This is a genomic window from Novosphingobium sp. 9, assembly GCF_025340265.1.
GTDB lineage: Bacteria > Pseudomonadota > Alphaproteobacteria > Sphingomonadales > Sphingomonadaceae > Novosphingobium.
This window is the reverse complement of the sequence record NZ_CP022708.1, coordinates 1,297,408-1,319,471: the sequence shown is the minus strand read 5'-3', so window position 1 is coordinate 1,319,471 and position 22,064 is coordinate 1,297,408. Positions and strand designations below refer to the sequence as shown.

At 65.7% G+C, this 22,064-nt stretch carries 19 protein-coding genes; 7 read left to right on the top strand and 12 right to left on the bottom strand.

Going from position 1 to position 22,064, the window contains the following annotated elements; translation table 11 throughout:
- Nucleotides 1–9: 9 nt before the first annotated feature.
- Both CI805_RS20575 and CI805_RS20570 read right to left on the bottom strand, forming a co-directional pair.
- Nucleotides 10–2,469: a hypothetical protein gene (locus tag CI805_RS20575; RefSeq protein WP_260928711.1), complete on the bottom strand. Its 2,460-nt coding sequence runs from the start codon at nt 2,467–2,469 to the stop codon at nt 10–12.
- A gap of 42 nt (nt 2,470–2,511) precedes the next feature.
- Nucleotides 2,512–3,780 carry a TIGR04063 family PEP-CTERM/XrtA system glycosyltransferase gene (locus tag CI805_RS20570; RefSeq protein WP_260928709.1) on the bottom strand — a complete coding sequence of 423 codons (1,269 nt, stop codon included), beginning with the start codon at nt 3,778–3,780 and terminating at the stop codon, nt 2,512–2,514.
- Nucleotides 3,781–3,844: 64 nt separating this feature from the next.
- Here CI805_RS20570 and CI805_RS20565 point away from each other — a divergent pair, with 64 nt between their 5' ends.
- From CI805_RS20565 to CI805_RS20550, 4 genes are all read left to right on the top strand, one after another.
- Nucleotides 3,845–4,063, top strand: a complete 219-nt coding sequence (locus CI805_RS20565; protein WP_260928707.1) for a hypothetical protein — start codon at nt 3,845–3,847, stop codon at nt 4,061–4,063.
- Nucleotides 4,056–5,456: a putative O-glycosylation ligase, exosortase A system-associated gene (locus tag CI805_RS20560; protein ID WP_260928704.1), complete on the top strand. Its 1,401-nt coding sequence runs from the start codon at nt 4,056–4,058 to the stop codon at nt 5,454–5,456. The genes CI805_RS20565 and CI805_RS20560 overlap by 8 nt, the downstream gene beginning before the upstream one ends.
- 145 nt (nt 5,457–5,601) lie before the next feature.
- Nucleotides 5,602–6,297 (top strand): response regulator transcription factor CtrA, encoded by a 696-nt coding sequence (gene ctrA, locus CI805_RS20555; RefSeq protein ID WP_260928702.1) that lies wholly within the window; start codon nt 5,602–5,604, stop codon nt 6,295–6,297.
- A gap of 107 nt (nt 6,298–6,404) precedes the next feature.
- A complete protein-coding gene (locus CI805_RS20550) occupies nt 6,405–7,127 on the top strand; it encodes a tRNA (guanine(46)-N(7))-methyltransferase TrmB (RefSeq protein WP_260928701.1) in 723 nt (240 codons plus the stop codon).
- A 3-nt stretch (nt 7,128–7,130) separates the two neighbouring features.
- Here the strand turns inward: CI805_RS20550 and CI805_RS20545 are convergent, their stop codons facing one another.
- The 4 genes from CI805_RS20545 to CI805_RS20530 all read right to left on the bottom strand — a co-directional run bounded on the left by CI805_RS20545 (nt 7,131) and on the right by CI805_RS20530 (nt 11,268).
- Nucleotides 7,131–8,024, bottom strand: a complete 894-nt coding sequence (locus CI805_RS20545) for a hypothetical protein (RefSeq protein ID WP_260928700.1) — start codon at nt 8,022–8,024, stop codon at nt 7,131–7,133.
- A gap of 59 nt (nt 8,025–8,083) precedes the next feature.
- On the bottom strand, nt 8,084–8,425 hold the full coding sequence (locus tag CI805_RS20540) for a hypothetical protein (protein WP_260928699.1): 342 nt from the start codon (nt 8,423–8,425) through the stop codon (nt 8,084–8,086).
- 179 nt (nt 8,426–8,604) lie between these two features.
- Nucleotides 8,605–8,769, bottom strand: coding sequence for a hypothetical protein (locus CI805_RS20535; protein ID WP_260928698.1), 165 nt, complete (start codon nt 8,767–8,769; stop codon nt 8,605–8,607).
- 183 nt (nt 8,770–8,952) lie between these two features.
- On the bottom strand, nt 8,953–11,268 hold the full coding sequence (locus tag CI805_RS20530) for an NADP-dependent malic enzyme (RefSeq protein WP_409934985.1): 2,316 nt from the start codon (nt 11,266–11,268) through the stop codon (nt 8,953–8,955).
- 106 nt (nt 11,269–11,374) lie between these two features.
- On the opposite strand from CI805_RS20530, the gene mutS reads away from it, so the two are divergent.
- Nucleotides 11,375–13,969, top strand: a complete 2,595-nt coding sequence (mutS, locus tag CI805_RS20525) for a DNA mismatch repair protein MutS (protein WP_260929752.1) — start codon at nt 11,375–11,377, stop codon at nt 13,967–13,969.
- Nucleotides 13,970–13,992: 23 nt separating this feature from the next.
- Nucleotides 13,993–14,277, top strand: coding sequence for a hypothetical protein (locus CI805_RS20520; protein ID WP_260928696.1), 285 nt, complete (start codon nt 13,993–13,995; stop codon nt 14,275–14,277).
- A gap of 72 nt (nt 14,278–14,349) precedes the next feature.
- Here the strand turns inward: CI805_RS20520 and CI805_RS20515 are convergent, their stop codons facing one another.
- The 6 genes from CI805_RS20515 to CI805_RS20490 all read right to left on the bottom strand — a co-directional run bounded on the left by CI805_RS20515 (nt 14,350) and on the right by CI805_RS20490 (nt 19,027).
- Nucleotides 14,350–14,679 (bottom strand): hypothetical protein, encoded by a 330-nt coding sequence (locus tag CI805_RS20515; RefSeq protein ID WP_260928695.1) that lies wholly within the window; start codon nt 14,677–14,679, stop codon nt 14,350–14,352.
- Nucleotides 14,680–14,734: 55 nt separating this feature from the next.
- Nucleotides 14,735–15,604, bottom strand: coding sequence for a 3-hydroxyacyl-CoA dehydrogenase family protein (locus CI805_RS20510; RefSeq protein ID WP_260928690.1), 870 nt, complete (start codon nt 15,602–15,604; stop codon nt 14,735–14,737).
- A gap of 546 nt (nt 15,605–16,150) precedes the next feature.
- Nucleotides 16,151–16,738, bottom strand: a complete 588-nt coding sequence (locus tag CI805_RS20505; RefSeq protein WP_260928688.1) for a cob(I)yrinic acid a,c-diamide adenosyltransferase — start codon at nt 16,736–16,738, stop codon at nt 16,151–16,153.
- Nucleotides 16,739–16,772: 34 nt separating this feature from the next.
- A complete protein-coding gene (locus CI805_RS20500; protein WP_260928687.1) occupies nt 16,773–17,006 on the bottom strand; it encodes a twin transmembrane helix small protein in 234 nt (77 codons plus the stop codon).
- Between the two features lie 97 nt (nt 17,007–17,103).
- On the bottom strand, nt 17,104–17,412 hold the full coding sequence (locus CI805_RS20495) for a hypothetical protein (RefSeq protein ID WP_260928685.1): 309 nt from the start codon (nt 17,410–17,412) through the stop codon (nt 17,104–17,106).
- A 76-nt stretch (nt 17,413–17,488) separates the two neighbouring features.
- On the bottom strand, nt 17,489–19,027 hold the full coding sequence (locus tag CI805_RS20490; protein ID WP_260928683.1) for an MFS transporter: 1,539 nt from the start codon (nt 19,025–19,027) through the stop codon (nt 17,489–17,491).
- Between the two features lie 324 nt (nt 19,028–19,351).
- On the opposite strand from CI805_RS20490, the gene alaS reads away from it, so the two are divergent.
- Nucleotides 19,352–22,000 (top strand): alanine--tRNA ligase, encoded by a 2,649-nt coding sequence (gene alaS, locus CI805_RS20485; RefSeq protein ID WP_260928678.1) that lies wholly within the window; start codon nt 19,352–19,354, stop codon nt 21,998–22,000.
- The last annotated feature ends 64 nt before the right edge of the window (nt 22,001–22,064 follow it).

Below are 22,064 nucleotides of genomic sequence, written 5' to 3'. Positions count from 1 at the left end.
GCGGGGGCATCAGGCCGTGCCGCTCATCCGCTGGAGCGTGGCGAGCGCGGCGCGCAGGGCGCGTTCGGTCTCTTCCGGGTCGGCATGGCCACCGGCGCCGAGCGTGCGCGGGGCATCGAACGGGCGGGAGGCCGATGGCGAAGGTTCCACGGGAGCCTCGGTCGGTTCCATGGCCTGTGGCGTGCCATACGGCGCCTCGAAGGGAGCCTGAACGGCCTGCGCTTCGTGGCCGGGGAAGACGACGGCAGGCAGCGGCTCGGCGAGATCCGCCGGAGCATCGGCCTCGCTGTCCTCGATCCGCACGAAGGCGCGAGGGGCACGGGCAGGGCGCGAGAGGTTGAGCAGCGAGGAATAGCCGTCTTCGAGAGCACGGTCCTCGGCGTCCTCTGCCTCCGGTTCGGCGGCATGAAGCGAATGCGGAGCACCGAACGGTGCGGGAATGGCATTTTCGTCGATGCTTGCGCCGACGGTATCGCCAACAATGGAGGTGGCCTCGCCCCAGTTCGACGGCACCGCATGGAGCGGCGGGAAGCTGGCGAGCGACGCGGTTTCGTCGTCTTGCCCCGTCTCCTCGATAGGCGCGAGCGTGACCGGTCGCAGCGCGGTGGGGATGCGAGTGATCGGCATCGGTGCGTCACCGGCAAAGATCGGTGCCTGTGCGTCGCTGTCCTGAAAATCCGTGGGAGGCGTGTCCGTTTCCGTGACTTCGGCGGCGTGCCAGGCGGGCGCGATCGCTTCGGCGGGCGCCTCTTCCTCGACATGCCATGCCGACGTGCTCGACGGATAGCTGACGAAGCCGGGACGCGTGAAGTCGCTGGCGGGGGCCGGTTCCGTGCGCTGCACGCTGACATGGAACTCGGTCTCGGGCGGCGTCGGCTCACCCTGCGGAAGGGGGGCTGCGACGGGCGGCGGGGAAAACGCGGTCACGATCTGCATCACCGGCTGCGGTGCGGGCTGCGCCGCTGCAAGCCGGGCGGCAGCGGCGGCATCCGCCGCGCGGGTCTGCGCTTCGGCCTGCGCCTTGCGCTGCTCATCCATCGCCATGGCGAGGCGTTCGAGCAGTTCCACCGGCGAAAGGTCATCGAGATCGCTGGCGGCGATGCGCGCGGCTGCGCTGCCTGCTGCAGTGGGGCTCGCAAAAGCAGGGGCAGGCACGATATCGGCGGCAAACGGATCGACAGGCGCGCCATCATGGCGCTCCGACAGGTTGGCCTCTGCGTGCGCACTCTCCTCCACGCGGCTTTCGTCTGCTGGTTCCTCGGTTGCCAGTTCTTCGGTCGGCAGCGTGAACGGGGGAACGACGAAGCGGTCGGCATCCTCGTCTGCGCCGGGCAGCAGCGAGAAGCCGGTTTCCGGTTCGGACGGCAGGGCAACGCTTTCCATCGCGGGGGGAGCCCCGGCGGTGACGAAGCTGGCGAACAGGCGGTTGGTCTCGCGATGTTCGGTCATCTCGGGTGCTGTCGGCGCGTGGTTGACCGTCGCCTGTTCCGGTGTGGGTTCTGCTTCGACTTCGGGTTCGGCGTGCGAGAAATCGGCATGCAGGGGTGCGCCGGGGGCCTCGAACGCTTCGATCGGCGTTGCCGTGGCGCTGGCGGTGAAGATCTGGAACGGATTGGCGCCGGAAGTATCGACGCGATGTTCGCCCAGCATGTCATCGTCGAAAGCCGCATCCTCGCGGCCGATGGTGATCGGCGTGGGCAGGTCTTCGGGATGGTGGGCATCGAAAGCGGTCAGCGCATGGGCCTCGCTCTGGAAGTCGTCGTTGACGATGATGTGATCGTCATGGACCGAGACGAAGTGGGATTCGGCTTCGATCTCTTCCATATGCGGCGCAGTTTCTTCAAGCGCTTCGAACGGCGCGGATTCAACCGCGCTGTCGGTTTCATGCTGGAAGAAAGGCGTGGCAGGTACGTCCTCGTCCTGCATCGACTCTGACACAGGTTCGATATCGCTCAGCGCAAGGGCGCGGCGGCGGCGCTGGACCGGCATGTCTAGCGGCGGCGCGAAGGCGGGGCGGCTGATCTCATCGGCAGCGGCTTCCGAGAAATCCCCCTCGATCGCGGGCTCGTCGAAGAACGATTCGGGCAGAACCTCGTTGGCGGCGGCAGTCGCCTGCCCGCGACGGGACAAGGGACGGCGGCCCGGCGTGGCAACGACCGGTGGCACGATCCGACGTGCCAGCACGAACCCGATCAGGCCGCCGAGGCAGGTCAGCCCCAAGGCCACCAGAATGCGGGCAGTGGCGCCGAGCGGCGGTGCAGCCTTCGGGATCACCGTGTCGAGATGGGTCGCCGAGACTGCATGCTCCACCATCGTGACCGGCAGCACCAGACTGCCCATCCCGAAGGCGGCTGCACACCACAGGGCGACGATCGCCGGAAACAGCGGGTGCCGGGTGATGGGCTGGCCGTTGGGCTGGCTCGTGCCCGAGGAATTGCGCCCCGAGGAATTGCCTGTGGAATCCGCCACGATGATGTTTCCCGTCCAGTGGTCGCGAATCGGATGCACCCGTCAGACGGTCACATTCGGCTCTGCATGAGCATCGCTTGTAAGAATGTTTTGGTAAACTGTTTGATAACGCCGAACGTTGCGCGCCCAGTCGTGCGCTTCGGCAACATGCCGGTGCCCGGCGGCGCGCAAGGCGGGCCAGCGGTCGCGCTGTTCGAGCAGGTCAGCTAACGTGGCTGCCGTGGCCGCAGGATCGTCGGCGGCGAACAGCGCGCCGGTCACGCCGTCGGTCACGAGTTCGCGATGGCCGCCGACATTGCTGGCCGCGACGATCTTGTCCTGCGCCATGGCTTCCAGTGGCTTGAGCGGGGTGACGAGATCGGTCAGGCGGCTGCGTTTGCGCGGATAGGCCATCACGTCGCACAGCGCATAATAGCGCTCCACCTCGTGATGCGGCACCCGGCCGATGAAGCGGATCGCATGGGCCGCGCTGGAGGCTTCGGCCTGCGCGCGCAAGGCTTCGGCACGCGGGCCGCCGCCGACCATCAGCAGCCGCGCATCGGGCTGGCGGGCGAGCAATGCGGGCATCGCCGCGATCAGGTCGTCGAGGCCCTCGTAATCGTAGAAGCTGCCGATAAAGCCGATCACCGGACAAGGCGTGCCGTCCGCCTTCACGAAGCCGAGGTCACGCGCCAACACCTCGTCGCGAGGTGCCGGTTCGCCGAACAGCGAGAGGTCGACGCCGTTGGGCGAGATGCTGATTCGCGCCGGATCGTTGCCACGCGCGATCAGATCGTCGCGCAGCCCCGCGCAGATGGTGACGACGGCATCGGCCTGCCGCACGACGCGATCCTCCAGCCAGCGGGTGAGGCGGTACTTGAGCGAGCCTTCGCGGCCCGTGCCGTTGCCGACGGCGGCATCTTCCCAGAAGGCGCGGATCTCGTAGACCAGCGGGATGCTGTGGCGGCGGGCCACCTTCAGGGCGGCGTGGCCGCACAGCGCAGGCGAGTGGGCGTGAAGGATATCGGGCTTCCACTGGGCCACTGCCGCCTCGATGCCTTGCGCGAACAGGGCGATCTCGCGCCATTCGCGAAGGCCGGGCGGTCCGGACACGGTGCCGGGCGTGCGATGGAAGATCAGCCCTTCCTGAAGCTCGCCATCGGCTTCGTTGTTCACCTTGAAGTCCGCGCCCGAGGCGCTCTGGCGCGGCCCGGTGACGCCGCGCACCTCGTAGCCCAGGCCCTGCTGCGCTTTCAGGATCGAGCGGGTGCGAAAGGTGTAGCCGCTGTGGATCGGCAGCGAGTGGTCGAGGACGTGCAGGATGCGGGTCATGAGGACACACCTATCGCAGAACGCTTAACGCCCGATCAACCCATGGCTATTAGGAGAAACAGCCATGGTCGATCTCCTCGCACTTTCCCTCAGCCACGCGCTGCTGGCCTTTGCCGTGTGGCAACTGCTGCGCCGGGGCGATCTCGATGTGGAATCGACCGATCGCACGGAGCGCGATGATGTGGAGGCCGGAACGCCGGTTTCAGGCCGTCAGCCCGTGCGTCGCGGCGTGGTCTGGCCCGGTGCTCAGGGCGAGAGCGGAGCTGCCGAACAGGATGCTTAACCTCGCGCTCACCGGGTTTCTCGCCTGCTTCCTGATCGTCGGCTTCCAGCGCCCGTTCCTGTGGGTGCTGTGCTATCTCTATGTCGATATCGTCCAGCCGCAACTGCTGACCTGGGGATTCCTCAGCCATATCCCGATCTCGCTGCTGACGTTCGTCGCGGCGTTCGGCGGCTGGCTGGCGTTCGACGACAAGCGCGATTCGCGCTTTACCTTCCGGCAGGGGCTAATGGTGCTGCTGCTGGCCTATTGCGCGGTCAGCACGCTGCGGGCGGACTATCCGGCAGAAGCGCTGGAGAAGTGGGCCTGGGTGTGGAAGGCGCTGGTCTTCGCGATCTTCCTGCCGCTGACGCTGCGCACGCGGCTGCGAATCGAGGCTGCGGCCCTGACGATGGTGCTGGCGGCCAGCGCGCTGATCGTCGACGGCGGCCTCAAGACCGTGGGCGGCGGCGGCGGCTATGGCGAACTGCATATCTTCATCGAGAGCAACACCGGCCTGTTCGAGGGCTCGATCCTCTCGTGCGTGGCGGTGGCGATCATTCCGCTGGTGATCTGGCTGGCGAAGCACGGCACGATCATGCCGAAGACCCCGCTGGTCTGGGTCTATGTGGCGGGGCTGATCTTTGCCTGTGCGCTGATCCCGGTGGGCACGCAGGCGCGCACCGGCCTTGTCTGTCTGGGCATCCTGTGCGTCTTCTATCTGCGCACGGCCAAGCATCGCGTGGTGATCGGCGCCGGCATGGCGCTGGCCTGCATGATCGCGGTGCCGTTCCTGCCGCAATCCTATCTCGCCCGCATGAACACGATCGAGGACCATCAGGCTGACCAGTCCGCCAGTACGCGCCTTGGTGTGTGGAAGTGGACCTGGGGCTATGTGAAGCAGCACCCGATGGGCGGCGGTTTCGAGGTCTACCTGTCCAGCAAGGTATCCTACGACACCGTCGTTGCCGATACGTCTGCGGGCATGACCACGATGGTCTATACCCCGGTGGTCGAGCAGGGCCGCGCGTTCCATTCCAGCTACTTCGAGATGCTGGGCGAACAGGGCTTCCCCGGTTTCGCGCTGTGGATACTCCTTCAGCTGTCGGGCATCGTTCAGATGGAGATGATTCGCCGCCGCTGGACGAAGCATGGCGGCCCGGACGACTCGTGGGTGGCGCCGCTGGCGGTGTCGCTCCAGCTGGCGCATGTGGTCTATATGATCGGTTCGCTCTTCGTGGGAATCGCGTTCCAGCCCTTTATCCTGATGCTGATCGGCATCCAGTGCGGTTTGTGGAGCTATCTCAAGCGGATCGGCCTTCCCGCCCGGCAAATCCACGCGAATCGCGGGAATCCGGGGCTTGCAAGCCGCCCGGCGGCTCTCGCATCGATGAAAGTCGCACGGGAAACCCCCTAAAGGTTAACGCCGGGAGGCGTTCGGCTCCTCGCGTTTACGGCAAATTAACCTTTATCGTTCATTCCTCCTATGGTTAATACTTGGCACGAAGCGATGTGCGCCATCGGCGCCGTGCGGCCAAAGGGCGAAGAAGGGGACGACCCAAATGCGAGTGCTGTTGATCGAGGACGAACCGACCACCGCACGGGCGATCGAGCTCATGCTGACGGCGGAAGGATTCAATGTCTATTCGACGGATCTGGGCGAGGAAGGCCTCGATCTGGGTAAGCTGTATGATTACGACATCATTCTGCTCGACCTGAACCTGCCCGACATGCATGGTTACGACGTGCTCAAGAAATTGCGCGTCGCCAAGGTGCAGACCCCGGTGCTGATCCTTAGCGGCATTTCGGAAATGGACAGCAAGGTGCGCTCGTTCGGCTTCGGTGCCGACGATTACGTGACCAAGCCGTTCCACCGCGAGGAACTGATCGCCCGCATCCACGCCGTCGTGCGCCGCTCGAAGGGGCATTCGCAGTCGGTCATCCGTACCGGCAAGCTGATCGTCAACCTCGACGCCAAGACGGTCGAGGTCGATACCGCCCGCGTGCACCTGACCGGCAAGGAATACGCGATGCTGGAGCTGCTCTCGCTGCGCAAGGGCACCACGCTGACCAAGGAAATGTTCCTCAACCACCTCTATGGCGGCATGGACGAGCCTGAACTCAAGATCATCGACGTGTTCATCTGCAAGCTGCGCAAAAAGCTGGCGCATGCCTGTGGCGGATCGAACTATATCGAGACCGTATGGGGCCGCGGTTATGTGCTGCGTGACCCTGAGGAAGTGGTCGAAGCAGCCTGATCTGCGCGCTCTCTGTCCGAAAACGAAACGCGGCTCGCCTTGCAGGCGGGCCGTTTTCGTATCTGGAAGATTGACCGCGCGGCGGCTTGCTGTCAGGGGCGCGCGCCATGACGGCACATAAATCCGGCGATCCCACGACTCTCAACCGCCTCTACGGCCGCTCCAAGGGCAAGCCCTTGCGCGCGGGCCAGCAGGGGCTGGTCGACAATCTCCTGCCGCAGATCGCGGTTCCGCTCGAAGGCGAGGTGACGTCGGCGGGGTTGTTCGGCGACGATCGCCCGCTCCATTTCGAGATCGGCTTCGGCGGCGGCGAGCACATGGCCTACCGCGCCGACATGCTGCCCGATCACGGCTTCATCGGTGCCGAGCCCTTCGTCAACGGCGTGGCGCAGGCGCTGCTGCATGTCTCCGGAGATAACGGCGAGCACGCGCCGATTCCCAACGTGCGCATCCATCACGGCGATGCGCTGGAAGTGCTGGCGCGCATTCCCGACGGCTCGCTCTCGTTCGTGTACCTGCTGCACCCCGACCCCTGGCCCAAGGCCCGCCACGCCAAGCGCCGGATGATGAACGACGGCCCGGTCGACATGATCGCGGCCAAGCTCAAGCCCGGCGGCGAATTCCGCTTCGGCACCGATCACGCGATCTACGTGCGCCACGCGCTGATGGTGATGCAGCGCCACACCCACCAGTTCGACTGGCTCTGCGAGAAGCCCGGCGATTTCCAGGTCCGTCCCGGCGGCTGGCCGGAAACGCGCTACGAGCACAAGGCCCGCACCGTCTACGGGCACGAGGTCTGGTACTTCCGCTATCGCCGCAAGGCGGACTGAGGCTCAGTCGGTCTTGGCGCGGTCGCTCTTGCGGGCGTCGCGCTCTATCGAGGTGGCGATCTGGTTGGTCTTGCTGGCGGCCTTGAGGTCGGCAGCGCCGCTGTAGAAGGCTTTCAGATAGCTGCGGTCGAACGCGGTCATCGCGCCGGGCGGCGTTGCGCCCGGCTGGAACAGCGTCAGGATCGTGCCGTCCTGCGCGGATATCGGCGGTCTGGCCCCGCCCAGCACGCGCATCGCGGCATAGTCGGCGATCTGGTCGGTGCCCAGCCCCACCAGCGCCTCGCGGTCGATCAGGATCACGGCGTACTGCACCTCGCGCTTGGTTTCGGCCCGCAGGCGCGAATTGGTCTGGATCGAGAGCATCGCCGGACCGGTGGCGGAGCCGGGCTGAAGCGGCTTGCCATCGCTGCTGCGCACCTGCGTGATCCACCAGGTATGAACCGGGCCGGGCTCGCGGATGATCGCGCGGATGTCTTCAGGCTTGAGATTGCCGAACAGGCGATTGTCATGAAGGCGCAGGCCCTGCAGATCAATCGCCCCGTGATCGACGAACAGCACGGCAACGTTCGGCTGGCAGTCCTTCCCCGCCAGCGCGATCCCGGCGTCCCCGGCATCGTCGACCATGCGGTTGGCGATGGTGACGAGCATGTCCTGCGGGAGCCCTGCCGAGAGGAAGCACACCGGATCGGCAAAGCGCGCCAGCGGGTCGCGGTAGTCTGCCTTGGCCGTCACCGCATGCGACAGGCTGACGATCCGGTCACGATCGGGATAGGCGCCGCCGGTCACGACGATATCGCTGTCAGATATGGCCGGGGGCGCTGCGGCGTGGGCCATTGCCGAACAAAAGCCGGTGGCGAGCAGGACCATGCGCGAAAGCCGAAATCTGATGCTGGACATGTCGGTTCCCCTTTCGGCGACACGCGATGACGGGCGTGTCAGGCAGGTGTTTGACGCTATCAAGGCGCGCCGTTGGTGGAGGTGGCCGGGCAACTGCCATCGCGTACGGCAGTGATCGTCCAGTCGGTCAGATCGGGGCGGGCGGGAGGGGTCTGCTTTCCGAATTCCTCCAGCAGAAGCGGCGGGGGAACCTTCTCCAGCTTGCTTTCGAAACGCAGCGCCAGCCGCTCCGTCGTATATTCGCCAGTTACCGTCAGCGTGATCTTGGAGGGCACCATCCGGGGTTTGTCCGGAATGCTGGCGTTCTTCGTCCCGAGTTCGAGCGGGGCAACCGGATCTTCCGGTACGCTGCCGCCTTCGCAGATCTGCGTGCCCCGCAGCTTTTCGTCTGCCAGCTCCATTTTCATCCTGCCGCACGATGTCGTGCCGGCGACTTTCGTCTGGCCCTGGCCGACGAGAACCCGGACGAGCGCTGCGACATCGGTGTCGTGCAGGCAGAAGCGATAGATGCGATCCTTTCCGGAAGTACCCGAGGCGCTCCCGGTGATATCGTCGCCAAAATGATGCGCGCGCGACAGCGTCAGGGTCCATTCGCCCCTTCCAGCGGTGCCGTGGGGCGTGCTCCCTGGACGACGATATCAGGCCCCTGATGTGAATCCGTAGTGGCCGAGGGGCGCGTATCCTGCGCGAGGACAGGGCTGGCGGCGAGCAGGGCGAGCAGCGAAACAGGATGGTACAGACGCATGAAGACTGTCCCCGATAAAATCCCGCCCGCCCGGATATTGCTGCATGCGCACGCGATTGTCGAGTGCGCTGAGCGTGAACAGATTGTCACCGTCGGCGAGCCAGTTTCTTGCCCGCAAACGAAAAAAGGCCCGCGCGTCGCACGGGCCTTTCGTCTTGTATCAAGCAAGCTGAGTTCCGACGATCAGCCCAGCACGCCTGCCGCAGCCAGCACCGCGCTGGTCAGCACGTCGGGCACGGCGGCGGTCATCGGCAGCACCTGTACCGGCTTTTCCATGCCGATCAGCATCGGGCCGATGGTGGTGGTCCCGCCGATCTCGCGCAGCAGCTTGGCCGAGATGTTGGCCGATTGCAGCCCCGGCATGATCAGCACGTTGGCCGGGCCGCTCAGGCGGCAGAACGGGTACTGCGCCATGACCTTGGGGTTGAGCGCGGCATCGGGGGCCATCTCGCCTTCGTACTCGAAGCCGACATCGCCCATCCCGTCGAGCAGGTGGACGGCATCGCGCGTGGCATCGAGCCACTTGCCCGAAGGGTTGCCGAAGGTCGCATAGCTCAGGAACGCGACGCGCGGCTCATGGCCCAGACGGCGGGCGACAGCGGCGGTCTCCTGTGCGATGACCACCAGTTCCTCGGCGCTCGGGCGCTCGTTGATGGTGGTGTCGGCCATGAAGACCGTGTGGTTCTTGCCCACCATCATGTGGATGCCGAACGGCAGCTTGCCGCTCGCCGGATCGAGCACGCGGCGGATTTCCTTCATCGACTGCGCGAAGGGCCGGGTCACGCCCGTCACCATCGCATCGCCGACGCCGAGCTTGAGCAGGCCCGAGGCAAAGACGTTGCGATCGGTGTTGACCATGCGCACCACGTCGCGCTGCAGGAAGCCCCGGCGCTCCAGACGCTTGTAGAGCATTTCCACCATCGGGCCGACATGCGGCGAGACGGCGGAATTCTCGATCTGGTAGCTTTCCGGGTCGTGGACGCCCAGGTTCGCCATCGTCTCGTGGATCGCCTGGGTACGGCCGACGAGAACCGGCTCGCCATAGCCGAACTCGCGATACTGGATCGCGGCGCGCAGCACGACCTCGTCCTCCGCCTCGGCGAAGATCATCCGCTGCGGGTTGGCCTTCACTTCGGCATAGACCTTGGTCAGCGCCGAGGTGGTCGGGTTGAGGCGGGCCTTCAACTGGTGGCGATAGGCGTCGAAATCCTCGATCGGGCGCTGGGCGACGCCCGAATCCATCGCCGCCTTGGCAACGGCGGAAGAGACGACTTCCATCAGACGCGGATCGAACGGCGCGGGGATGATGTACTCACGTCCGAAGGTCTGCGTGGCGCCATAGGCCGCCGCGACTTCCTCGGGCACCTGCTCGCGCGCCAGTTCGGCGATGGCCTGTGCGGCGGCGATCTTCATCTCTTCGGTGATCGCGGTGGCCGATACGTCGAGCGCGCCGCGGAAGATGAAGGGGAAGCCGAGCACGTTGTTGACCTGGTTCGGATAGTCCGAGCGGCCGGTAGCGATGATCGCGTCCGGGCGCACGGCCTTGGCCTCGTCCGGGGTGATTTCCGGATCGGGGTTGGCCATCGCGAAGATGATCGGTTCGGGCGCCATGGCCTTGACCATCTCGGGCGTCAGCGCGCCCTTGGCTGAGAGGCCGAGGAACACGTCTGCGCCCACCAGCGCTTCGGTGAGCGTGCGCTTGTCGGTGGTGACAGCATGGGCCGACTTGAACTGGTCCACGCGCTCGCGACCGGGATAGATCACGCCGCGCGTATCGCACACCAGCACGTTTTCGTGGCGCACGCCCAGCGACTTGATCAGCGCTGTGCAGGCCAGTGCCGAGGCACCGGCGCCGTTCACCACCACCTTGATCTCGTCCAGCTTGCGCCCGGTCAGGTGGCAGGCGTTGATGAGGCCGGCGGCGGCGATGATCGCGGTGCCGTGCTGGTCGTCATGCATCACCGGGATGTTCATGCGCTCGCGCAGGGCCTGCTCGATGATGAAGCACTCGGGCGCCTTGATATCCTCAAGGTTGATGCCGCCGAAGCTCGGCTCCATCATCGCGATCGCCTCGATCAGCGCGTCGGTATCTTCGCTGGCCAGTTCGATATCGATCGAGTCCACGTCGGCGAAGCGCTTGAACAGCACGGACTTGCCTTCCATCACCGGCTTGGAGGCCAGCGCACCCAGGTTCCCCATGCCCAGGATCGCGGTGCCGTTCGAGATCACCGCGACGAGGTTGCCCTTGGCGGTATAGTCGTAGGCGGCCTGCGGATCGTCGGCGATGGCCTGCACCGGCACCGCGACGCCAGGCGAGTAGGCGAGGCTGAGATCGCGCTGCGTCGCCATCGGCTTGGAGGCGATGATCTCGATCTTACCGGGGCGGCCCGTGTTGTGATAGAAAAGCGCCTCGCGCTCGGTGAACTGGATCTTGGGTTTATCGGACAAGCGTAATCTCCCGGCTGTCGCGGCTCGGCCTAACCAATATGGCCGTCGCATGGTAGGGGAAAGCGTGCGGCCTTGCGCTTTTCCTGTGGCCGGTACGCCGCTATCGCCTTGCCCCATGGCTTCCGCGACTGCTTCCGGTTCTTCCGCGCCCACGCCGATGATGGCGCAGTACCTCACTTTGCGCGAGGAGGCGGGCGACTGCCTGCTGTTCTATCGCATGGGCGATTTCTTCGAGCTGTTCTTCGAGGACGCGAAGACCGCGAGCAGCATTCTCGATATCGCGCTGACCACGCGCGGCGAGCATCTGGGCCAGCCGATCCCGATGTGCGGCGTGCCGGTGCATTCGTCCGAGGCGTATCTCGCACGGCTGATCAAGGCAGGCTGTCGCGTTGCCATCGCCGAGCAGACCGAGACGCCTGCCGAGGCCAAGGAGCGCGCGCGCCGGGAAGGCCGGGCCTCCAAATCCCTTGTCGCGCGTGGCATCGTGCGCTTCGTGACGGCAGGCACGCTGACCGAGGAAGCGCTGCTGGAGCCGCGCCGCGCCAACGTGCTCGCCGCCGCCTGCGACCTTCGCGGCACGATCGGGCTGGCCGCCTGCGACATTTCCACCGGGCGCATGGTGCTGGAGGAATGCCCGGCGGACGGCCTTCCCGCCGCGCTCGCCCGGCTTGGCGCCAGCGAGCTGGTGGTGCCCGATGGCTGGGAATTGGCGCCTGAAGGCGCGATCGGGCGTTCGGGGCACGAGTTCTCGTCCGAAGGCGGCGAGGCACGGCTGAAGGGTATCCATGCCGTTTCCACGCTCGACGGCTTTGGCGCGTTCACCCTCGCGATGCTGGCGGCGGCCTCGGGCCTGATCGCCTATCTCGACCATGTGGGCCGGGGCGCGCTGCCGCTGCTGCTTCCGCCCGAGGCGCGCGCGGGCAATGCCGCGCTGGCGATGGACGAGGCGACGCGGGCCAGTCTCGAAATCCTCGAATCCAGTCAGGGCACCCGCAAGGGCAGCCTGATCGACGCGGTGGATCGCTGCGTGACCGGGGCCGGGGCGCGCCAGCTGGCCGAAGACCTCTCCGCCCCGCTGACCGACCGTATGGCGATTGCCGAGCGGCTCGAACTGGTCGGCTGGCTTCACGAGGATGCGCTGCTGCGCGAGGATCTGCGCGCGGCGCTGCGCCAGTTGCCGGACATCGGCCGCGCGCTGGGGCGCGTCGTCGCCGGACGCGGCAGTCCGCGCGACCTCGGCCAGATCCGCGACGGTCTGGCAGGGGCGCGTACCCTGTCCGAGCGGTTCACCGCGCGCGAGGTGCCGGGTCTGCTGGCGGGCCTGCTGCCGCTGCTCTCGGGTCATGCGGCGCTGGTCGACCATTTCGCGCAGGCGCTGGTCGCCACGCCGCCGACCGAGCGCGGGCAGGGCGGCTACATTGCGTCGGGCTACGATGCCGCGCTCGACGAACTGCGCGTGACCTCGGGCAATGCCCGCCGCGCGATTGCTGCGCTGGAGGCGAAGTACCGCGAGGAAACCGGTGTTTCCGCGCTCAAGATCAAGCACAACAACGTGCTCGGCTATTTCATCGAGGTGCCCCAGCGCCATGCCGACCGGCTGCTGGAGCCCGAGAGCGGCTTCACCCATCGCCAGACGATGGCAGGCGCGATGCGCTTCAATGCGCTGGCGCTGCACGAGGAGGCGAGCCGGATCACCGAGGCGGGCGCCCACGCCCTCGCTGCCGAGGAGGCGCATTTCGAGGGGCTGGTGGCCGAGGCTGTCGCTGCCCGTCGCAAGATCGCTGCGACCGCTGCGGCGCTGGCCCGGATCGACGTTTCCGCCGGACAGGCCGAGCGTGCGGCGGAAGGCGGCTGGAGCCGTCCCGAAGTGGTCGAGGGCCTCTCACTCGATATCGAGCAGGGTCGCCACCCGGTGGTCGAGGCAGCGCTGGCGACGCGCGGCGAGCGCTTTGTCGCCAACGATTGCCAGCTGGCCAGCCATGACCGGCTGTGGCTGATCGGCGGCCCGAACATGGGCGGTAAGTCCACGTTCCTGCGGCAGAATGCGCTGATCGTGCTGCTCGCCCAAGCGGGTGGTTTCGTGCCCGCCAAGGCGGCGCGGATCGGCATGGTCGATCGCCTGTTCAGCCGCGTCGGCGCGTCTGACAACCTTGCGCGCGGACGTTCGACCTTCATGGTCGAGATGGTGGAAACCGCTGCAATTCTCAGTCAGGCGACCGAGCGCAGCTTCGTGATTCTCGACGAAGTGGGGCGCGGCACCTCGACCTACGACGGCCTTGCACTCGCCTGGGCGGTGGCCGAGGCGGTGCATGAAACCAACCGCTGCCGCTGCCTGTTCGCCACGCACTACCACGAGCTTTCGCGCTTGGCCGAGACCTGCGAGGCGCTGTCGCTCCATCACGTTCGCGCGCGCGAGTGGAAGGGCGATCTGGTGCTGCTGCACGAACTGGCGACCGGGCCTGCCGATCGCAGCTATGGTCTGGCCGTGGCGCGGCTGGCGGGGGTTTCGCCCAAGGTCATCAGCCGCGCGAAGTCGGTGCTCGACAAGCTGGAGAAGGGCCGCGCGGAGACCGGAGGGTTGGCCGCAGGCCTCGGAGAACTGCCGCTTTTCGCTGCCGTCGAGGCGGATGCGGAAGCGCCGAAGGACACCCTTCGCGACACCTTGCGCACGATGGATATCGACGCGATGAGCCCGCGCGATGCGCTGGAAGTGCTCTACGATCTCCAGCGTGAGGCGGGTACGGATAATTAAGGATTGAGGCGTAGCAGGAGGCCATGTTCGGCCCGAAGATCAGAACCGTCTTTCGCAGCCGCTGGAACGCGCTGTTCTGGTCGGCCAGCGTGCTGCTGACCGCTTATTGTTCGATTCCCTCGCCTGACCAGACTTCTGATTCGTCGGCGAAATCCACTGCGGCGGACGCCCGGAAGGTCGCCGCAGCAGTGCAGGGCACGACCTTCGATGCCGGGCCGGATTCGGATGCGAAATCAGGTTCCGACAACACCAATCCCTGGGCCATCAGCACCGACAAGCCCCCACCGGTAAAGGTTCAGGGCGAGTAAGGCTGAAACAGGCTCAACGGGGGCTAGAGACGGGCTAGACACAGGCTAACCCGATCTCGCGGCATTACGCGCCTAGCTGTCGTCGTCCGAGAAATCCTCGTCCGCCACTTGCGCGCGGCCATAGCGGTTTTCGAGATCGTCCATCGTCTCCTCGCCGCGATAGGCGCTCATATCGACGGTGCCGCTGCGGTCCATCTGGATCATGTGGTCGACCAGATCCTCCTCGTCCTCGTCAACCACCGCGCCGCGATTGGAGGGGCCTTTCTCGCTGTCCTCGTCGAGCGCGGCGTTGGTCGGTTCGCGACCGCGCGCCTCTTCGGACATGGCTTGCGCCTGCGTGTCCTGCTCGTCCTGTTCGGTATGGGTGTTCTCGTGCGCGAGATCGTCGTTCAGGTTGGCCATCGAATATCTCCTTCAGAAGAGACAACGGCTGGTCCCGCCGGGGAGTTCCGATCCTTTACCGCGTGGGAACCGGCACCTCGCCCGCATAGTCGTAGAACCCGCGTCCGCTCTTGCGGCCCAGCCATCCGGCTTCGACATATTTGCGCAGCAGCGGGGCGGGGCGGTACTTGGGATCGCCGGTGCTTTCGACCAGCACGTTCATGATCTCCAGCAACGTGTCGAGGCCGATGAAGTCCGCCAGCGTCAGCGGCCCCATCGGGTGGTTGGCGCCCAGCTTCATCGCCGCGTCGATATCCGCGATAGAGGCGGTGCCCGCGCCCAGCACGCCGATCGCCTCGTTCAGCATCGGGCACAGCACGCGGTTGACCACGAAGCCTGCCTCGTCGCCGCACAGCACCACCGTCTTGCCCAGCGCTTCGCCGAAGGCCTTCATCCGCGCGACGGTCTCTTCGCTGGTGGCAAGGCCGGGGATCACTTCGACCAGCCCCATCAGCGGCACCGGGTTGAAGAAGTGCAGCCCGCAGAAGCGCGCCGGATCGGGCGAGACGGCGGCCATGCGGGTGATCGGGATCGAGGAGGTGTTCGAGGCGAGGATCGCGTCTGCCGCCAGCACCTTGCCCACGCTTTCGAAAATGCGCGCCTTGATGTCCTCGCGCTCGGTCGCGGCTTCGATCACGAGATCGCAATCGGCCATCGCGGCGGTATCGCCCACGGGGGAAATCTTCGCGAGCAGGGCATCGGCGTCGGCCTGCGCGATCTTCTCCTTCGCCACCAGCTTGCCGAGCGCTTTGGCGATCCCCGCCTTGCCCGCTTGCGCGCGCTCTGCCGAAACGTCGGCGAGCACCACCTCGATCCCCTTGCCCGCCACCGTCTGGGCAATGCCCGAGCCCATGATCCCGGCACCGATGATTCCGACCTTGCGCATGTAAGTACCCTCTTGCTGGCGCTCCGGCTTGCTGACGATCCCGTCGCACGCCGGAGCGCGCCGATGTCAAACCGTACAAGGTCTTGAGAGCATGAACGATAGACAATGACCAGACCGCGCGGAGAAATTCGGATGGTCCGAAATCACCCCTTTGCGGACGCTTCCTCTCTCCTCTTCAGGGGAGAGATACGAAGGCTTGGCAGCTTGCTGCCTAGCCGTAGTTGAGAGGGGTTAGGTCGCGCGCTCCCCTCTCCCAACCCTCTCCCCTGAAGGGGAGAGGGCTATGACCGCTAACCACCCCTCTTCGTCATTCCCGCGAAGGCGGGAATCCAGTCAGCGCAACGTGTCGGACCCAAGATCACAGGCGAGATCGCGCCGATGTGAGGATGGAGGCGGCGGGCGCGAAGGTGTACTTCATCGCAAGGCCGCTACTGGATTCCCGCCTTCGCGGGAATGACGAAGAATTGGGTATATGATGGTGTGGAATCTAACCACCCAAAGTAGCCACACAGCGGACGTCAAATTTGTCCGTGCCGCGCGTGGCTTCTATCTGTTCGCGCCGGGCACCCAGAGCACGTCGGCGCGACCCTGATCGTTGGCGACGCGGGCGAGCACGAAGAGCAGGTCCGACAGGCGGTTGAGATAGGCGATCGCGGCGGGATTGACCGCCAGTTCCTCGGCCAGCGCGGTGGCGCTGCGTTCGGCGGCGCGCACGCTGGCGCGGGCGACGTGGACGCGCGCGGCAGCCTCGCTCCCGCCCGGCAGCACGAAGCTGCGCAGCGGTTCGAGCGCCTCGTTCAGCGCGTCGATCTGCGCCTCCAGCCATGCGACTTGCGTCATGGTCACGCGCAGAACCATTTCGGAGGGGGCGAAATCGTCGCCGGGAGAAGCAGGCGTGGCAAGGTCGGCGCCAAGATCGAACATGTCGTTCTGGACGCGGGTGAGGAGTTCGGCCCCACCTGCAACATCCTCGGCGTCGAGTTCGCGCACCGCCATGCCGATCGCGCAGTTCGCCTCGTCCACCCGGCCGATGACGTCCATGCGCGGGTGATGCTTGGGCAGGCGCGATCCGTCGACAAGGCCGGTGGTGCCGGTATCGCCGGTGCGGGTGTAGATGCGGTTCAGTCGGACCAAGAGAAATCCCGATACCTGGGGAGGAAAGGAGCGGTCAGCGCGCCATCGCCAGCAGCAGCGCAACGACGACAACCGCCGCCGCCTGATACTTGATCCGCGCGAACATCATGCGGTTCTGATGCAACTGGTTGGGAGAAGGCTGCCCGGCAGGTGTGGGATGCTCCAGCTCCTCGCGCGAGGCGCGCAGGAACGCCACGATACCGCGCACCAGACTGACCACCGTCAGCACGACCAGAACGATCAGCACGGGCACGAGCAGCATACGCATGGCCGGAGTGTACGCCTGTGGGCAGGGGATGGCTAGGCAGTGCGGACAAAATTGACGACCATTGGGTAGCGGAGATGGTTGGGTGGCGGACGTTGAACTATGGGTAAAGCCAGCCCAAACTGGCGATAAAGCCAATTTGTGAAAACACTATAGTCAGCGCAATAGGTATGCTCTTCCAAGAGAATCTCCGGTTTAGAAAATGAAGAATGGGAAGAGCTATTGCGGCGATGATTATCATCTTTCTGAATGCGGAGAATTTCCCGAAAATTATGTCCGGGTTGAAGCCTGCAAGAATGCACGTTGATACAATGACGCTGAGAATAATTAAAAAGCCATAGATGAAAAGGGCAGAAACGTGCCAGAAATCGCGAATCACATTTCGTTCAGGCATCATCGCTTCAGCCATTCCATCAACATCGTGCGTGCCGATCGCATCAAATTAAGGCGTCCGCAATGAGGCGCTTGCTGCGGTCGCTCTAGTCTCAGCCCTTTGCTGCTTCCGCTTCCCCGGCATCTTCATGCGACGCGCTGTGGCCGCTGATCTCGGCTCCGGCGTCATGGGCGAAGCGCATGTTCCAGATCGTGGCGGCCAGCGAGATCGCCGTCACCACCCAGAACGCGGCGGAGAAGTCTCCCAATGTCGCATGCCCGCTGCCGTGAATCAGCATGGCCAGGTGCAGCGCCACCGCAGCGACGCAGATGCCGAGCGAGAGCATCAGTTGCTGGAAGGTCGAGTAGAACGCCGTCGCGCTGCTCATCTGGCGCTGCTCGATCCCGTCGTAGGCGATGGTGTTGTAGGCCGTGAATTGCAACGACATGAAAAAGCCCGAGAAGGCGAGGATGCCGAACATCGCCCAAGTCGGCCAGCTCGGACTGAACAGGCCGCAGGTGGCATAGCCCGCCGTCGCGATCACGCCGTTCCAGATCAGCGTGCGGCGGAACCCGAAGCGGCGCAGCACGCGCGGGGCAGCGGCCTTCATCGCCAGCGAGCCGACGGCAGTGGCGACGGTGATCGTGCCGCTGCGCGCGGCGGTGAAACCGAAGCCCACCTGCATCATCAGCGGCAGCAGGAACGGCTGCGCGCCTTGCGTGATGCGCGTCACTGACCCGGCGATCACCGAGAGGCGGAAGGTCTTGTCCTTGAGCAGCGTCAGGTCGAGGATCGCGCCCTCGCGGCCTTTCGCATGGCGGATATAGAGCACGCCTGCGATAGTGCCGATGATGATCAGGGCCAGCGCGAGCAGGCCTTCACCTGCGCGGCTTGCCATCTCGAAGCCGAACAGCAGGCAGCCGAGCGACACGCCGCTCAGCATGAAGCCGGAGAGGTCGAACGGGGCGACCTCTTCCTCCTTGAAATTGGCGATATAGCGCGTGACCAGCCACAGGCCGACAAGGCCGATCGGCAGGTTGATGTAGAAGATCCAGCGCCAGTCGAGGAAAGTCACGATGAAACCACCCAGTGGCGGGCCGACGATCGGGCCGATCAGCGCGGGCACCAGCAGCCACGACATCGCGTTCACCATATCGTGCTTGGCAACCGAGCGCAGCAGCACAAGGCGCCCGACCGGGATCATCATAGCGCCGCCCATCCCCTGCACGAAGCGGGCGAGCACGATCAGTTCGAGGGTCGGAGCCTGTCCGCAGGCGAGACTTCCGATCATGAACAGGGCGATCGCGGTGCGAAACACCGTGCGTGAGCCGAAACGGTCGGCCAGCAGGCCCGAGGCCGGAATGAAGATCGCCAGCGCCAGTAGGTAGGACGTCAGGGCGATGCTCATGTCCTGCGCGCGCACGCCGAAGTCGCGCGCCATCGTCGGCAGCGCGGTGGCGAGCACGGTCGCATCGACGAATTCCATGAACAGCGCCGAGGCCACGATCAGCGCGACGACGCGGTAGTTCGGGCCGGAGGTTTCCGGACCTCCGGGGTCGCGGGCCGGGGTCAGCGCGCCTGCGGCAGGAACGATACCGTCGCGGATCTCGGCATTGACCGAGGCGATGCCACGCCGTCTGGGCTTCAGCATGGAAGCACCGGGGGAAGGGCGGGCGGGGTCATGATCGGTCTGCTTTCCGGGGACGAGAGTGGGGGGCGGCGCCCTCAATCCGGTTCGGGACCGGGTTTTCTCTCATGCGCCGGAGTCGTCACTCTTCATATAGACGGAGTTGCGTGTTTGGAAACAGCACCCTGCGGGCGCACACTTGCATTGATCGCACGACAGGTGGCACCGGTCGCCAAGATGAGAGGTGTCGCTTTCGCGCATCGCCGTCGCAATCATCGCGAAATCCGAACAGTCTGACCGCAACCAAGCGCTTGCCGACCTCGCGCGCGTGGCTTATCGGCGCAAATCATGCACACGACCAACGAAATCCGCCGGTCCTTCCTCGACTATTTCGCCAGCCAGGGGCACGAGGCTGTCCCTTCCGCGCCGCTCGTTCCCTATAACGATCCGACGCTGATGTTCGTGAACGCCGGGATGGTCCCGTTCAAGAACGTGTTCACCGGGCTGGAGACGCGCGCCACGCCGCGCGCGACTTCGTCGCAGAAGTGCGTGCGCGCGGGCGGCAAGCACAACGATCTCGACAACGTGGGCTACACCGCCCGTCACCACACCTTCTTCGAGATGCTGGGGAATTTCTCCTTCGGCGACTACTTCAAGGAGCAGGCGATCACCCATGCGTGGACGCTGCTGACCAAGGAGTGGGGCCTGCCGGTCGAGAAGCTGCTGGTCACTGTCTATCATACGGACGACGAGGCGTTCGACCTGTGGAAGAAGGTCGCCGGGCTTCCCGATCACAAGATCATCCGCATCCCCACGAAGGACAACTTCTGGGCGATGGGCGACGAAGGCCCGTGCGGCCCGTGCTCGGAAATTTTCTTCGACCATGGCGATCACATCTGGGGCGGCCCTCCGGGATCGCCCGATGAGGACGGTGACCGGTTCATCGAGATCTGGAACCTCGTGTTCATGCAGTTCGAGCAGTCGGCTGGCGAGATCGTCGGCAACCTGCCCAAGCCCTCGATCGACACCGGCATGGGGCTGGAGCGTATCTCCGCCGTGATGCAGGGCGTGCATGACAACTACGATATCGACACCTTCAAGGCGCTGATCGCCGCGTCGGAAAGCCTGACCGGCGTTGCCGCAGAGGGTGACAGCCGCGCCAGCCACCGCGTGATCGCCGATCACTTGCGCTCGACCAGCTTCCTGCTGGCTGACGGCGTGCTGCCCTCGAACGAGGGCCGTGGTTACGTCCTGCGTCGCATTATGCGCCGCGCGATGCGCCACGCGCACCTGCTGGGCGCCAGGGACCCCTTGATGCACCGTCTGGTGCCTGCGCTGATCGCCGAGATGGGCCAGGCCTATCCCGAGCTGGGCCGCGCACAGCCGTTGATCGAAGAGACGCTGGAGCGCGAGGAAGTGCAGTTCCGCCGTACCCTGTCGAACGGCATCAAGCTGCTCGACGAGGCGACTGCCGGGATGGGCGAGGGCGGCGAGCTTCCGGGCGAGACCGCGTTCAAGCTCTACGATACCTATGGCTTCCCCTACGATCTGACCGAGGACGCGCTGCGTTCGCGCGGCATCGCGGTCGACAAGGCGGGTTTCGATGCCGCCATGGCGCAGCAGAAGGCCGCCGCGCGCGCCGCTTGGAAGGGTTCAGGTCAGGCCGCCGACAGCGAAGTGTGGTTCGACATCGCCGAGCGCGAAGGCGCCAGCGAGTTCACCGGCTACACCTCGACCACCGGCGAAGGTCAGGTCGTCGCACTGGTTAAGGACGGCAAGGAAGTCGCGTCCGCGAACGCGGGTGACGAGGTTGTCGTGCTGACCAACCAGACGCCGTTCTACGGCGAATCGGGCGGTCAGGAAGGCGATCGCGGCACCATCACGGGCGCGAACGGTCTGAAGATCACGATCACCGACACGGCCAAGCCGCTCGGCCGCCTGCATGCGATGAGCGGTACGGTCGAGGCCGGTGCGATCAAGGTGGGCGATGCGGTGAACCTCGTCGTCGATGTCGAGCGTCGTGATGCGGTGCGCGCCAACCACTCGGCGACGCACCTGCTGCACGCCGCGCTGCGCAATCGTCTGGGCGATCACGTCACCCAGAAGGGCTCGCTGGTCGCTGCCGAGCGTCTGCGCTTCGACTTCTCGCACCCGACCGCGCTGACGGCGGACGACATTGCTGCCATCGAGGCCGAAGTGAACGCCGAGGTCCGCGCGAACGAGGCGGTGCTGACCCGCCTGATGACGCCGGACGATGCCATCGAGGCCGGCGCCATGGCGCTGTTTGGCGAGAAGTACGGCGACGAAGTGCGCGTGCTGTCGATGGGCCGTCACGCCGGGGATCGCACGTATTCGGTCGAGCTGTGCGGCGGGACTCACGTGCGCGCCACCGGTGACATCGGCGTGTTCCGCATCGTCTCGGAAAGCGCGGTCTCTTCCGGCGTTCGCCGTGTCGAGGCGATGACCGGCGAAGGCGCGCGCCAGTGGCTGGTCGGTCGCGAGGAAGCGCTCAAGAGCGCGGCCAGCGTGTTGCGCACCACGCCCGAGGAGGTCGAGGCCCGCGTGACCGCGCTGGTCGAGGAGCGTCGCAAGCTGGAGCGTGAACTCGCCGAGGCGAAGAAGGCTCTCGCGCTGTCGGGCGGTGCGGCCAAGGCCGAAGCGGCTGACGAAGAGATCAACGGCGTGAAGTTCGCAGGTCAGGTGCTCGAAGGCCTCGACCCCAAGGACCTGCGCGGGTTGCTGGATCAGGCCAAGCAGCGTCTGGGTTCGGGCGTCGCCGCCATCGTCGCGGTGAACGAGGGCAAGGCGAGCATCGCCGCTGCCGTCACCGAGGACCTGACCGGCAAGATCAGTGCGGTCGATCTGGTGCGTGCAGGCGTTGCCGCGCTGGGCGGCAAGGGCGGCGGCGGCCGCGCCGACATGGCGCAGGGCGGCGGCCCTGATGGCGACAAGGCCGCCGATGCCATTGCGGCGGTCAAGGCCGTGCTGGCGGGCTGATCGACTTTCGCCGGATCAGGGTCAGAAAAGGGGAGGGGCTTTGGCTTCCTCCCCTTTTTCGTGG

Excerpts from the sequence above, each read along its gene's own strand:
- CI805_RS20570 (WP_260928709.1), bottom strand. The coding sequence starts at position 3,780 with ATGACCCGCATCCTGCACGTCCTCGACCACTCGCTGCCGATCCACAGC.
- CI805_RS20565 (WP_260928707.1), top strand. The coding sequence starts at position 3,845 with ATGGTCGATCTCCTCGCACTTTCCCTCAGCCACGCGCTGCTGGCCTTT.
- CI805_RS20560 (WP_260928704.1), top strand. The coding sequence starts at position 4,056 with ATGCTTAACCTCGCGCTCACCGGGTTTCTCGCCTGCTTCCTGATCGTC.
- ctrA (WP_260928702.1), top strand. The coding sequence starts at position 5,602 with ATGCGAGTGCTGTTGATCGAGGACGAACCGACCACCGCACGGGCGATC.
- CI805_RS20550 (WP_260928701.1), top strand. The coding sequence starts at position 6,405 with ATGACGGCACATAAATCCGGCGATCCCACGACTCTCAACCGCCTCTAC.
- CI805_RS20545 (WP_260928700.1), bottom strand. The coding sequence starts at position 8,024 with ATGTCCAGCATCAGATTTCGGCTTTCGCGCATGGTCCTGCTCGCCACC.
- CI805_RS20540 (WP_260928699.1), bottom strand. The coding sequence starts at position 8,425 with ATGGAGCTGGCAGACGAAAAGCTGCGGGGCACGCAGATCTGCGAAGGC.
- CI805_RS20535 (WP_260928698.1), bottom strand. The coding sequence starts at position 8,769 with ATGCGTCTGTACCATCCTGTTTCGCTGCTCGCCCTGCTCGCCGCCAGC.
- CI805_RS20530 (WP_409934985.1), bottom strand. The coding sequence starts at position 11,268 with ATGCGACGGCCATATTGGTTAGGCCGAGCCGCGACAGCCGGGAGATTA.
- mutS (WP_260929752.1), top strand. The coding sequence starts at position 11,375 with ATGATGGCGCAGTACCTCACTTTGCGCGAGGAGGCGGGCGACTGCCTG.
- CI805_RS20520 (WP_260928696.1), top strand. The coding sequence starts at position 13,993 with ATGTTCGGCCCGAAGATCAGAACCGTCTTTCGCAGCCGCTGGAACGCG.
- CI805_RS20515 (WP_260928695.1), bottom strand. The coding sequence starts at position 14,679 with ATGGCCAACCTGAACGACGATCTCGCGCACGAGAACACCCATACCGAA.
- CI805_RS20510 (WP_260928690.1), bottom strand. The coding sequence starts at position 15,604 with ATGCGCAAGGTCGGAATCATCGGTGCCGGGATCATGGGCTCGGGCATT.
- CI805_RS20500 (WP_260928687.1), bottom strand. The coding sequence starts at position 17,006 with ATGCGTATGCTGCTCGTGCCCGTGCTGATCGTTCTGGTCGTGCTGACG.
- CI805_RS20495 (WP_260928685.1), bottom strand. The coding sequence starts at position 17,412 with ATGGCTGAAGCGATGATGCCTGAACGAAATGTGATTCGCGATTTCTGG.
- CI805_RS20490 (WP_260928683.1), bottom strand. The coding sequence starts at position 19,027 with ATGCTGAAGCCCAGACGGCGTGGCATCGCCTCGGTCAATGCCGAGATC.
- alaS (WP_260928678.1), top strand. The coding sequence starts at position 19,352 with ATGCACACGACCAACGAAATCCGCCGGTCCTTCCTCGACTATTTCGCC.